The 12,788-nt window shown below is 33.1% G+C and carries 11 protein-coding genes; 1 reads left to right on the top strand and 10 read right to left on the bottom strand.

What is annotated here, in order from left to right; all coding sequences use genetic code 11:
* Nucleotides 1-10 precede the first annotated feature (10 nt).
* The 5 genes from J5E45_RS00535 to J5E45_RS00515 form a co-directional block, all read right to left on the bottom strand.
* Nucleotides 11-3,841: a DNA translocase FtsK gene (locus J5E45_RS00535; protein WP_069792221.1), complete on the bottom strand. Its 3,831-nt coding sequence runs from the start codon at nt 3,839-3,841 to the stop codon at nt 11-13.
* 17 nt (nt 3,842-3,858) lie between these two features.
* Nucleotides 3,859-4,458 (bottom strand): YtpR family tRNA-binding protein, encoded by a 600-nt coding sequence (ytpR, locus tag J5E45_RS00530; protein ID WP_069792222.1) that lies wholly within the window; start codon nt 4,456-4,458, stop codon nt 3,859-3,861.
* A gap of 13 nt (nt 4,459-4,471) precedes the next feature.
* A complete protein-coding gene (locus J5E45_RS00525; RefSeq protein ID WP_039067066.1) occupies nt 4,472-5,335 on the bottom strand; it encodes a DUF1444 domain-containing protein in 864 nt (287 codons plus the stop codon).
* Nucleotides 5,336-5,465: 130 nt separating this feature from the next.
* A complete protein-coding gene (locus J5E45_RS00520; protein ID WP_069792223.1) occupies nt 5,466-5,774 on the bottom strand; it encodes a thioredoxin family protein in 309 nt (102 codons plus the stop codon).
* 15 nt (nt 5,775-5,789) lie between these two features.
* Nucleotides 5,790-6,833 (bottom strand): M42 family metallopeptidase, encoded by a 1,044-nt coding sequence (locus tag J5E45_RS00515; RefSeq protein WP_411774094.1) that lies wholly within the window; start codon nt 6,831-6,833, stop codon nt 5,790-5,792.
* Between the two features lie 115 nt (nt 6,834-6,948).
* Between J5E45_RS00515 and J5E45_RS00510 the strand changes: the two genes are divergently transcribed.
* Nucleotides 6,949-7,266 carry a PepSY domain-containing protein gene (locus J5E45_RS00510; RefSeq protein WP_039067062.1) on the top strand — a complete coding sequence of 106 codons (318 nt, stop codon included), beginning with the start codon at nt 6,949-6,951 and terminating at the stop codon, nt 7,264-7,266.
* A 208-nt stretch (nt 7,267-7,474) separates the two neighbouring features.
* Here the strand turns inward: J5E45_RS00510 and J5E45_RS00505 are convergent, their stop codons facing one another.
* From J5E45_RS00505 to pepV, 5 genes are all read right to left on the bottom strand, one after another.
* The gene (locus J5E45_RS00505) at nt 7,475-8,302 is read right to left on the bottom strand and encodes a YtnP family quorum-quenching lactonase (protein WP_039067060.1); all 828 of its coding nucleotides are present in this window, start codon (nt 8,300-8,302) and stop codon (nt 7,475-7,477) included.
* 196 nt (nt 8,303-8,498) lie between these two features.
* Entirely contained in the window at nt 8,499-9,134 is a 636-nt protein-coding gene (gene trmB, locus J5E45_RS00500) for a tRNA (guanosine(46)-N7)-methyltransferase TrmB (protein ID WP_039067059.1), read from the bottom strand.
* A gap of 12 nt (nt 9,135-9,146) precedes the next feature.
* Complete coding sequence (locus J5E45_RS00495; protein ID WP_069792225.1) at nt 9,147-9,938, bottom strand: phosphotransferase family protein; 792 nt, start codon at nt 9,936-9,938, stop codon at nt 9,147-9,149.
* Nucleotides 9,939-10,396: 458 nt separating this feature from the next.
* Nucleotides 10,397-11,242, bottom strand: coding sequence for a D-amino-acid transaminase (dat, locus tag J5E45_RS00490; protein WP_039067056.1), 846 nt, complete (start codon nt 11,240-11,242; stop codon nt 10,397-10,399).
* 2 nt (nt 11,243-11,244) lie between these two features.
* On the bottom strand, nt 11,245-12,654 hold the full coding sequence (gene pepV / locus J5E45_RS00485) for a dipeptidase PepV (protein ID WP_039067055.1): 1,410 nt from the start codon (nt 12,652-12,654) through the stop codon (nt 11,245-11,247).
* Between the last annotated feature and the right edge of the window lie 134 nt (nt 12,655-12,788).

The following is a 12,788-nucleotide window of genomic DNA, read 5'->3' as shown; positions in this document are numbered from 1 at the left end:
TATCTCTATATTAATTCTCATTTAAATCTGATTCTGTAATGTATACATCTCTTGGTTTTGAACCATTAGCTCCCGAAACATAACCTAGCTGTTCTAATTGATCAACTATTCTGGCTGCACGGTTGTAACCAATTTGGAAATGTCGTTGTATTAATGAAGTTGAGATATGTCCCTCATTCAACATAAATTGACACACATCATCGAATAAATCGTCTTGAGGTTGACTTTCAGTTTTTTTCAATAATTCTTTTTCTTCAAATAAATATTCTGGCTCTCTTTGTTCTTTAATAAAATCAACAACATCATCAATTTCTTCATCAGATACAAAGGTACCTTGAACACGAATTGGTTTGTTCATCCCACTACCTAGATAAAGCATATCACCATATCCTAGTAAACGTTCCGCACCACCACTATCTAGAATAGTACGAGAATCAACGCTTGATGATACCATGAATGCAACTCTTGTTGGAATATTTGCTTTGATTAAACCTGTTATTACATTAACTGATGGTCTTTGCGTTGCAACTAACATATGGATGCCACAAGCACGTGCTTTTTGTGCTATACGAGCAATCGATTGCTCGACTTCTTGTGGTGCCATCATCATTAAATCAGCTAACTCATCTATAACTATAACAATTTTTGGCATTCTATCCTCATATGTTGCTTTCTTATTAAAGGCAGTAATATTTCTTACATGATATTTAGCAAAGACTTTATAGCGTCTTTCCATCTCTTCAACAGCCCATTTCAAACTTTGTGTAGCTGCTTTTACATCTGTAATAACTGGTGAAACTAAATGTGGTAAATCATTATATGGAGCCAATTCAACCATTTTTGGATCGATTAAAAGTAATTTTAATTCTTCTGGATGATTTTTATATAATAAAGACATTAAGATACTATTTATACATACTGATTTACCAGAACCTGTAGCACCGGCTATTAAAGCGTGTGGTGTTTTGGATATATCCATTAATAATGGCTCATTGTTAATTCTAAGACCCATAGCTACAGTTAATTTAGATTCTGAATTTTTAAATGTAGGCTCTTCAATTATTGAACGTAAATTTACTGTTGTCGAATTTTGGTTCGGTACTTCTATACCTACTAAGCTCGTGCCGGCTATTGGTGCTTCAATACGAATATCTTTCGCAGCTAACGCCATCTTAATATCATCTTGTAAAGCAGTAATTCTTGAAACTTTCACACCTTTTTCAACGGATAATTCAAAACGCGTTACACTTGGGCCTTCTGTTACATTCTGCACCTCTGCTGGCACATTGAAATAATAGAAAGCTTCATTTAATTCTTGTTTTTTATCCTCTATCCAAGACTTATCTACTTCATGTTGTTTAGGTGCTTCTAATAATTCCACACTCGGTAATTTAATATTGGGCCCTCGACGTATAGTTGGCTTATTTTCATCCTCTTTTGATGTTTTTGTACCACCTAGCTGTGAAGTAGGCTCTGATTTTAGTAATGATTCTTGAACAGATTGTTCAGAGTGCTCGTTTGGATTAACTGGCTGATGATTACTAACAACATTGTTATCTATGGAAAAATCTGACTTACCAGATTTTTGATTATTACTAGTAGTCGTTTCAGCTTCAGCATAATTATTTTCTGTTGTATTCGTCGGCGTTTCATCTGAGAATGTTCCAACTTCAATGTCTGATGTATTATTTAAATCATTTTTTGAAGTACTGTGTTGAACATTATCTGACTCAGTTGTCATAGCTTGATTTTGACGTTCTGAAGAAATCGTATGACCTTTCTGTTGCTCTGTCGTAGGTTCAGAAACGTTATTGTTTGTTGCATGTTCAATATTTGAACTAACTTGATTTTGATTTTGTGATTTTCTTGCGTCTAGCATACGTTTTTTATCTGAAGGCGTCATGACTACGTTGAAAGGTTTACTCCCTTTCTTTTTAGCTGATTTGGCTTGAGTTGACTGGTCACGATGTGTTGCTTTACCAGTATCAACTTTTGAATCTACTCTATCATTAATTTCTTGTTCATTTAAATCTTTATCTTGTGAAATATCTTTATTGTCATGAGCTACTTCTGAATGGCTAACATCTATATCATCTATTGTATTTTCTTCGGAATGAGATAGATTTGAGTCTTCGCTATTACCTTCAACTGATAAAGATGAACTAGAAGATTCGAAGGTATCATTCAACATTTCTGCAGACTCAGAAACCTGTGATGTTTCTACGTTTTCATTTGTATTATCTTCATTTGAATGTAAGGTCTCATTATTTATTGAAGTTAATTCACTCGTATCACTATCTGTTAACTCTCTGTAATACGCATCAGCTATGTCATTATCTACACTTTCTGCAATTTGACTTTCTTCTGTTTCTGATTGCATTTCAGAAGTTTCATCATTTAGCTTTTCGTTAGATTGTGAGTTAACTAATTCATCTGGAGATGTATCCCCAGGTGTATTAGCTATGTCTTGAGATATATCATCATTTGTATCTTCTGATACATCGTCAATTATTTCGTGAGATTCTGTAGCGCTTTTTTCAGTTTGTATTTCAGAATCAACATTTACATACTCGTCATTGATTGTATGTATATCACGAATATTATCTAAATTAATTTCTTCATAATTATATGTTGAGTCTATCTCGTCTTCTTGTTTATCGTTAGATGTATTTTGCGTAACGTTAGGATTTGAAGCGTCTTGAATTGATGCTTCCGAATCAATTTCAGTAGCATTTGCCGTTTGATCTTCAGCATCTAATGAGCTTTCACCTATGTAGTTTTGAGCTTGTTTAGCATACATTTCATCGATTGCTTTTTGTATACTATCTTCTTGCTTCTCTTGATGTTCATGACGTTTTTGTTGTAACGCTTTTTTAAATTGGCGCTTTTGAAGCACTTTTCTTTCACGTTCACGACGTATTTCTTCAACAATTTGTGAAGCATATCTATTTTCTATATTAATTGTATTATCAATTTTAGCACTCTTAGCAAGAGGTTCTTGTTTGGAGACGTCTGTTGACTCAAACGAGTTGTTTGGTGGCTGTTCTTCTTCACCTTCACTATCTTCTGTTTGTTCAATAGTTGATGAAGATGTCACAGCATTATTGTTTTCACTAGGATCAACGACATATTGATCGTTATAATACGTAGTATCATCTGAACTCAAATTTTGAGCATCACTTTGCATAGTATTTTCAAATTTCGAATTATCTTTATCGTCGTTTGAATCCTCTTCACCTTCCTGATCTTGTTTTATAACACCATTAACTAACGGACTAGGTTTTTTTGTACCAAAAATCGCAGAAGGCACCTCACTCGCTTTAAAATCACTTTGATGATAACTAGGTGTATTAGATTTATGTTTTGAAGTCGCGTTAGCGCGTAAAACATCCGTCTGAATTCTCATTCTTTTACCTTTGTGACTTCTCTGTTCACTTTTTGAATCAAAAGCTGTTTCGTCACGTGTGTGATTTTGTTCTATATGTTGTGAATCAACATTATTAGAAACGTCATTTTCATACATATGTCTACGTCTTCTTTGCTTGTGGTTAACACTTATATTGTCGTCATTCTTGCGATAAATATGATTATCGTTAACTTTATTATTCGAATTGTCTTCAGTTGTATCGTTGTTTACGTCATTCGTTTCATTTGCTTCTTCCAAAATACGCATTGGAAATCTAAACTTTCCTTTTGGTCTTTCATAAACATCATTGTTCTGAGGAAGTAATGAATCTTGGTCTTCTTGTTGTGTAGCTTTTTGACGTCGTTGGCTTCTTTTATTAAGATAATCTTCACTTGAGTCATTATCTTCTCCAAATAACTTGTCGAACCAGCTCATACGCACATTACCCCCTTTTATTCTTCAAAAAATGCTTGCCCTACTGTGTAATCATCAGATAAGACCATAATACCTTTTTCTTGTGGTGCGTTTGGTAAATCTAACTCTTTCATTGAACATATCATGCCACTTGAGGCAACGCCTCTAAGTTCAGCATCTTTTATTACCATACCGCTAGGCATAACAGCTCCAACTTTTGCTACAACAACTTTTTGTCCTGCTTCAATATTAGCTGCACCACAAACAATTTGTAATTTTTCAGTAGCAACATCAACACTCAATACACTTAATTTATCAGCATCTGGATGCTTTTCTTTTGTCTCAACATAACCTACTACAAATTTAGGTGAAAAATCAGCATCTAACTTATAAGTGAATCCGGCTTCTTCAATAGCAGTTTGTAATTCATTTACTAAAGTTTCATTTAATTTAATGTGGCCGTTGCCATCTATAGATGATTTTTGTGATGCGTTAAATATATTGAATCCTACAACTTTATTTTCATGTTGTATTTCGACGACATCGCCTTTATATTCATAATTAAATTCACCATTAGCAGGCTCTATTTGTAAAAATGCTACATCGCCTACTGCTTGTTTATTATAAAAAAGATTCATTAAAATTTGCTCCTTACTTCTTATCTTTATTTTCGTATTGTTTTCTTGTAGCTTCTAATCTTTGTATTACATTTGGATCTCTTTTTTGTTTATTATTTTTACCTAAGATAAAAATAGGTTCAAAATGTCCTTTATCATACCCTAAAGATAGTGAAGTAATGGGCACTAAACCATTTGTGAAAAACTCCATAGTTAAATGTGCCATCACATCATAACCTGTTTTATTTCTTATATCAGCTATGATTAATACATCTTGGTGTGGCACCGCTACTAACATTTCACCTTCACATTGTTTTTGTATATTATTTAAAAATGAAGTGTTTAATACTCTACTAGCATCATAACCATCATTAGTATTAACAAAATAGAATATATTACCTTTTACTTCATCAGTCGTATATTTATTTTTTAATTTTCTTACGTTAAATAACGCCATCTCTTTTAATTGTTGTTTAGTGAGATTCATTTGTTGTAGTGTTGTTTCATCAATTAGACGGTAAGACTTACCTAAATCCATCGCATAGTATATATTAGTTTCTGCAGTATGTTCATCTATAACAAATGCGTTTCCACTTTTGTCCTTTTTATCAAAGCTTGGCGATCTTAATACTGGCATTACTTTAATGTCATCAGTATTAGATAATGCCGCATCATTCATTTGTGCTACAGCTTCTTCCACATAATAGACGATTTCATCAACTATTTTTTCTTTTTGAGATTTATATTTAGCTACAATCGGAGAAAGTTTAACAGTAACGCCTTTATCATTATCTACTCTAGATATACGTAATGTTTCTTCATCACGATTAAAATTAAATTTAACGTCTAAATGGTTCAATCGATCTTTTAATTTATCTCTCATTTGAAAGACATTCATGTTTAACACTCCTATTAACGTGCCTTGTTCTAGTTTACAATAAAAGTACCCTTAGGAACAGAAAAAATGTAAGTTCTAAGGGTATATATTTTTATAAATTGATCTTGGTTTCTTTACAAAATGAATCGACTTATAACGAAGATAAAAATGCATCAATTTGTTCAATTGATTTACGCTCTTTACCAATATAACTGCCAATTTGTTGACCAGCACTAAACACAAGAAAACTTGGTATACCCATAATGCCATGCTCAACGCATAAATCAATAAATTTGTCTCTATCTACTGATATAAATTTGTATTCAGTGAATTTCTCTTCTATTTGAGGGAGTTCTGGTTCAATAACTTTACAGTCAGGACACCAGTCTGCAGTAAATAAAAATACAGTTTTTTCATTTTTTAATTGTTCAAATTGTTGTTCACTTTCTAAATGTTTCATCTTAACACTCCTATATTATTTATATTGTAATATTTCAATTTTTTCTTGATTTAAATGCGTTATACTCTCTACTAATAATTTTCTTGCAGCTTCATAATCTCTAATATCAAACACTGCATTTGTACTATGGATATATCGTGCACAAACGCCAATTACTGCTGTAGGTATACCGATTTTAGCTTTATGAATTTCCCCGCCGTCTGTGCCACCTGGCGAAACATAATATTGGTGAGCTATGCCAAATTCTTTAGCAAGTGAAAGTAAATAATCTCTAAATGTTGGCTTTAATAACATTGTGCCATCTTTAATTCTAATTAAAGTACCTTCTCCTAATTCACCTGATAAATTTTGTTTTCCTTTCATATCGTTTGCCGGAGAACAATCGACAACAAAGGCAACATCAGGATCAATGAGTTCAGCAGATGCTCTTGCACCTCGTAGTCCTACTTCTTCTTGTACGTTAGCACCTACATACAAATCAAAATCTAATTCTACACCTTTTAGTAATTCTAATAATTCGATACCAAGTAAACAACCATAACGATTATCCCAAGCTTTACTAGCATAACGATATTCAGACAATTGTGTAAATGCAGTATCAGGTACAATACTATCACCGATTTCAATACCCCGTTGCGCTACTTCTTCAGAATTTTCACAACCAATATCTAACAACAAATCTTCAATTTTAGGAGCACCTTCATTGCCGGATCTAAAGTGCTTAGGTATATTTGCAACAATACCACTAATTTCTTCCCCATGACGTGACTTTACTTTAAGTTTTTGTCCTTGCCAAATATCATTGGCAACACCACCTAAATTGGTAAACTGTATCATACCGTTACTAGTTATATTAGTCACCATAAAACCAATTTCATCCATGTGAGCAGCAACCATTATACGTTTAGCATTAGGATTTTTAGAGCGTTTCACTCCGTAAAAGCCACCCATTCGATTATAAATAAATTCATCTACAAAAGGTGACATTTCTGATTCCATATACGATTTTACATCATCTTCGAAACCAGGGGCACCATGTAATTCTGTTAATATTTTCATTCTTGTTAATGTTTTATTATTGTTTATATCCAACGTGTCTCACTCCTTAAGATTTATTATATCATCTTCATTATGGTAAACTATAATTATGACTTTATTGGGGGTAGATTGTGTTATGTTGAATAAAAAAAATAGGTTCATCATCTTATTTATTACGCTGACAACTATTGTCGGATCTATTTATTTTTATACTCGCCGCAAGCATCAACAGCATCAAGATCCAGAAAAAATCATTTCTGAAGTTAGAACTTATTTTATGAATGTTATAGGCTCATACATATTGCATGAACCAATTACTTATAAAAATACTAGTGATACTACACTTGTTTTTCAAGGGGGTATTACTACCCAACACAATGGTTCACTTGCTTCATATGATTTTTTTGTCGATGCAAATAGTGGAGAAATCATTAATATTATTGAATGTGAATGATAGAAGGTTAAAGTTATGAACTTAAGATGTATATAGTAGGAGCATTCACGTCATCTATTAGAGATGCGCTAAGATTGTTTCATATCACAAAAACTATATACATAATTGAAGTCGAAGATTTAAAACGGGTTATGCTCAAGAAATATACACGAATATTTCTTAAATCATGTTTTAACTCTGAAACTTAAATTCATAACTTTAACCCTTTTTAATTTCTAGAAATAAATGTCTCAATGTCTGTCATACTCTGCTTATCAAATTTCACTGCAAAATAATTCACATCATGATAATATAAGAACCAGTAATCATCTAAAATATAATTCGGAATTAAGCGTTCTTTCTCTCTTATTGATTGCATAGGATAATCGTCATAAGCTGTTACCCACAATGGGTTTCTATGTGCAATTGTCGGAAATATGTCTCCCATGTGAATAGCTTTTTCACCCTCACTCTCTATCGTAATAATAGAATGACCAAAGCTATGTCCTCCAGTATGCATAATCTTAATACCTGGCAAAACTTCCATTTCTCTATCAAACAATAATAATTTCTGCTGGAAATCACCGTTATTTTTCTTCCAATAAGTTGATTTGCTTCTCAAGTTTGGACTTTGAAATTCATGCCACTCGTCTTGTTGAATGATATGGATAGCATTTTCAAAAATCGCATGCCCTTCATTATCAGTTAAACCTGCAGCATGATCAAAATGCATATGCGTCATTAACACATAATCGATATCCTTCGTCGTCATATCTAATGCTTCTAAATCCTCATTGATGTGACTTTCATATTCTGCACCGAAATTTCTACGTTCTTTATCTGTCAACTTACCAAAACCTATACCAGTGTCTATGATGACATTTTTATCATCAGTTTGTACTAATATTGGATGCGTAGGTAAAGGAATTTGATTCTTATTATTCACTTCATATTTTCTTATCCATAAAGCTCGTGGTACGACACCAAACATCGCTCCTCCATCAATATTTGTAATACCGCCGTTTAAATAATGTACGCTAAAACGTCCTAATTTCATAAACCAATTCCTCCTCAGTATCCAGTTAGCCTTAGTTACTCATTATCTTTTATATTAATACAAACAATCTATTACGTAAAACAATGCACTATCGAACATGTTATGCTCTTTTTTCGTTTTATAGTGTAAAATTACGATATAAAGTCAAAAAAAATTGATAAGGCTTTGCCCTATCAATTGGAATCATTATATTAACTTAATGGAATTTTGCTTCCATGCGATAAATTCTAGAACCTTTGTCAGAGAATTTTCTTTCATATTCTGTCTCTATATTAGTTTCATCATCTTCTTGATGTAAATTCAAATTAATTTTGGTGAAATACATACCAAATTGTGACATACTTTCTAAACTATATGCAAACAGTCCTCGATTATCAGTTTTAAAATGAAGTTCTCCATCTTCCTTTAATACTTGTTTATACAAAGCTAAATAAGTATGATAAGTCAAGCGACGTTTAGTATGCCTTTTCTTTGGCCATGGATCGGAAAAATTTAAATAGATGCGAGAAATTTCCTCATCTTTAAAATATTCATTGAGTTCTATCGCATCATTACAAATGAGTTTGATATTAGTTAAACCCTGGTCCAATACTTTGTCTAGAACTTTAACCATTACATTTTTTTCCCGTTCCATAGAAATAAAATTGATTTCAGGATTTTGTGCAGCAAGTGTGGTTATAAACTGTCCCATCCCTGAACCTATTTCAATGTAAATCGGTTGATCCTTATCAAACCAATCACTGATTTGCCCTGCATGACTACCGTCGAGATCCACTAAATTTGGTTCCTTTTTTAAGTAGTCTTCAGCCCATGGCTTGTAGCGCATTCTCATTTTGATAACTCCTTATATAAATGCATTATTATTCATGACTTCATTTAAAAATTTAAGCCACATATTCATATCTTTATAACGTTTTTGTTCTTCATACCACTGTACCATACCAATAGATTGTACCACTGTGTACCATTTCATACGTTTTTGTAAATCCATTGAATCTTTAGTGCCATAAACGTTTAACCATTGAGGCCATATCTTCTCTGGAACGTAATTGTATAGCAGCATACCTAAATCAATCGCCGGATCAGCAATCATCGCACCTTCCCAATCAACAAGATATAATTCATCGTGGTCAGACAATAGCCAGTTGTTATGATTAACGTCGCCGTGAACTACTGTAAAGAAACGAGGATCCAAGTTCGGCATATGGTCTTCAAGATAAGTTAAAGCTTTTCTAACAACATGATGCGTTAAAACTTCTCGTGATAAAGAAGCGTTAATCTTGTTTAATAAAATATCAGGAGTAATTGGTTCCATTTCCATACGTTTTAACATATTAAGTAATGTTTTAGAACTATGAATCTTTTTCAATAAATTTGCTACTCGTTGTTCATACATTTCGTTGAAAGTAAGTTCTCTACCATTTTTCCAATGCTGCGCCGTTACCACTTCACCGGTTTCTATGCGTTTTGTCCACACTAATTTCGGCACAATACCTTCGGCTGATAATGCCGCAATAAATGGGTTTGAATTTCTTTTTAGGAATAACTTTTGCCCATCCTGTTCAGCCATATACGCTTCACCAGATGCACCGCCTGCTGAATCAAGCGTCCATCCCAATTGATAAAACTGCTCCAACACGTTCACCTCACTTTCAATTAGAAAATGGCTCAAGAAAACAAATTTCGAGAGCCATATATAATCATTTTCTATTACAGTATTTTAAACTTCAACCCAAATTTATGTCGCCTCAAGTTTTATGACTGACACAATGTCCCATGTGGTTCAAGTTAAGTTATTTAGCAACAGTACTGATTTTCAAATTATAGTAACTTTTACATCATACCATAAATCAATCTCAAACAAAGTACTATTTTAATATTTCTATATCTTTTTTTTATGAATTTCTTACGGTCGATTTCAAGACTCATAAAAGATTTTATAATGTTTGAGGTTGAATTTCAACCAAAAATGAGAAACAAAAAGATACATTTTACTTTCAATTTTATATTGAAATCTCTTAAACGGCTCAGTTAGCATTATAACATAATTTCAACATAATTTATGTGACATTTTATATCCATTTATGGAAAATATTAACTATGTGTGTCAATGTATCTATTAAATCCTTCTTGCAACGATTTCGTAATACTACCTACTTTACCGTCACCTACATTTTCACCATCCAGTTTAACAACAGGCATGACTTCTATTGATGTACTAGACACAATAATTTCATCTGCACCTTTTAAGAAATCTAAAGTAAATACTTCTTCATTAAAAGGTATACCTTTATCCTCAGCAACTGATTTAATAACCATACGTGTTATACCATTTAATATATAATTATTTACTGGATGTGTGTAAATCTCGCCGTCTTTTATCGCATACACGTTACTCGAAGAACCTTCTGTGACAATATCACCACGATGTTGAATAGCTTCTTGAGCATTATATTTTGTAGCATATTCTTTTGCTAATACATTTCCTAATAAATTCAAACTTTTAATATCGCATCTTAACCAACGGATGTCTTCAGTTGTAATAGCATTTATACCTTCTTCAAGTAGTTTGTATGGACGGTCATAAGACTTCGTAAACGCCATGATATTCGCTTCTACTGATGGTGTAGGGAACGCATGGTCACGAGGCGCAGCTCCACGAGTTACCTGGATATAAACACCGCCATTAACGATGCTGTTTGTAGATAATAATTCTTGAATTAGTTCTGTCAATTCGTCTACATTATATTTTAGTTCCAAACCAATCTCTTTAGCACTGCGTAATAATCTTTCAAAATGTTCTCTAGCTGTGAAAACATTATTATTATAAACCCTTATATATTCATAGATACCATCGCCAAAGACGTAACCTCTATCATTGTACGGTACATTAGCATCTTGTTCATCAACAAGTTTTTCATTTATCAGAACTTTTGTCATATTTATTCCTCCACACACAATTTATATAATGACTCCAAGTAAATGCTTGTCGCATTAAATAATTGTTTTTTAGTAATATACTCATTTTTTTGATGCATTAAATCTTCAGAATCACTGAACATTGCACCAAATGCGACACCTTTATCTAAATTACGCGCGTAAGTACCGCCGCCTATTGTATATGGTTCAGTTTGATCACCAGTTTGGTTTCTATATGCTTCTACTAAACTTTGTACAAATGGATCATCTTTTTCCACATAATGCGGTGTTTGGTTCTTACCTAATTTAATTGAAAAACCTAATGGATTTATTTCACTCTTGAATCTCGTCAGTGCTTCTTCAAATTCGAAGCCTTCTGGATATCTTAAGTTGATACCAAATGATCCAGCTTTTTGATTATCATAAGTAATTACGCCGATATTAGTAGTAACATCTCCCATTACATCTGTATGGAACTTCATACCCATTTTTTCTCCAAAATGAGATTCAAATAAGTATTTATTACTAAATTCTACAAAATTAGCCGCTGTTTTATCTAAGTCTAAATCAGATAAGAAATTCAGTAAATATAATCCTGCATTTACGCCAATAGATGGGTCCATGCCATGTACTGCTTTACCATACACTTTAAGGACTAATACACCACTATCAACAACACTTTCACCCTCGACTTGCTTTTCATTTAAGTATTGTTCAAAGCTTTGAATGACATCGGTCATATTTTCTTTAACAGCAACATGTGCTACTGCTTCGTCTGGGACCATATTATATCTTTCACCAGACTTAAATGAACGTAATTCGTATTCAGGTTCATCTTGATCTTCAGCTTTTTCGTTTTGAATCACGTCAAATGTGCTGATACCTTTTTCTCCGTGAATAGCTGGAAATTCAGCATCTGGAGCGAAACCTAACACTGGCATTTCCTCTGTTTCGAAATAACGATCTGTACATTTCCAATCAGACTCTTCATCCGTGCCGATGATGATATGTATACGTTTCTTCCAATTTACATTCATTTCATTTAAAATTTTGACTGCATAATAAGCCGCAATTGTTGGGCCTTTGTCATCCAAAGTACCACGAGCTACAATTTTGTCCTCAGTGACTACTGGATTAAATGGTTCTGAATCCCATCCATCGCCAGCAGGTACAACATCTACGTGACACAAGATACCGAAAAGATCCTCACCTTTACCCGCTTCAATTCGTCCAGCAATATGGTCAACATCATGTGTTCCAAATCCGTCACGTTCTGCAATTTGGTACATATAATCTAGAGCTTTGCGTGGCCCAGGCCCAACAGGATTCTCTGAAGATGCCTTATCATCTTCTCTTACACTTTCGATAGATAAAAGTCCTTTCAAGTCTTCAATAATTTGACCTTCATACGCTTTTACTTTATCTCTCCACATTTGCAATCAACTTCCTTCTTATAACTAATATATTTAATATTTTACATGAAGTAATGAAGAAACTACAGTGAGATGTGTCTAATAATTCAAAAAACTAACTGTTATGATTTGAGTTATAACAGTTTAAACGCTAT

The sequence above is a fragment of the Staphylococcus shinii genome, from assembly GCF_017583065.1.
Lineage (GTDB): Bacteria > Bacillota > Bacilli > Staphylococcales > Staphylococcaceae > Staphylococcus > Staphylococcus shinii.
This window is presented reverse-complemented; position numbering and strand designations above follow the sequence as displayed.

Bases quoted from the DNA above. Each gene is read 5' to 3' on its own strand.
- J5E45_RS00515 (WP_411774094.1), bottom strand. From the start codon at position 6,833: ATGAAAATATTAACAGAATTACATGGTGCCCCTGGTTTCGAAGATGAT.
- trmB (WP_039067059.1), bottom strand. From the start codon at position 9,134: ATGAGAATGCGCTACAAGCCATGGGCTGAAGACTACTTAAAAAAGGAA.
- J5E45_RS00535 (WP_069792221.1), bottom strand. From the start codon at position 3,841: ATGAGCTGGTTCGACAAGTTATTTGGAGAAGATAATGACTCAAGTGAA.
- ytpR (WP_069792222.1), bottom strand. From the start codon at position 4,458: ATGAATCTTTTTTATAATAAACAAGCAGTAGGCGATGTAGCATTTTTA.
- J5E45_RS00525 (WP_039067066.1), bottom strand. From the start codon at position 5,335: ATGAATGTCTTTCAAATGAGAGATAAATTAAAAGATCGATTGAACCAT.
- pepV (WP_039067055.1), bottom strand. From the start codon at position 12,654: ATGTGGAGAGATAAAGTAAAAGCGTATGAAGGTCAAATTATTGAAGAC.
- J5E45_RS00510 (WP_039067062.1), top strand. From the start codon at position 6,949: ATGTTGAATAAAAAAAATAGGTTCATCATCTTATTTATTACGCTGACA.
- dat (WP_039067056.1), bottom strand. From the start codon at position 11,242: ATGACAAAAGTTCTGATAAATGAAAAACTTGTTGATGAACAAGATGCT.
- J5E45_RS00505 (WP_039067060.1), bottom strand. From the start codon at position 8,302: ATGAAATTAGGACGTTTTAGCGTACATTATTTAAACGGCGGTATTACA.
- J5E45_RS00520 (WP_069792223.1), bottom strand. From the start codon at position 5,774: ATGAAACATTTAGAAAGTGAACAACAATTTGAACAATTAAAAAATGAA.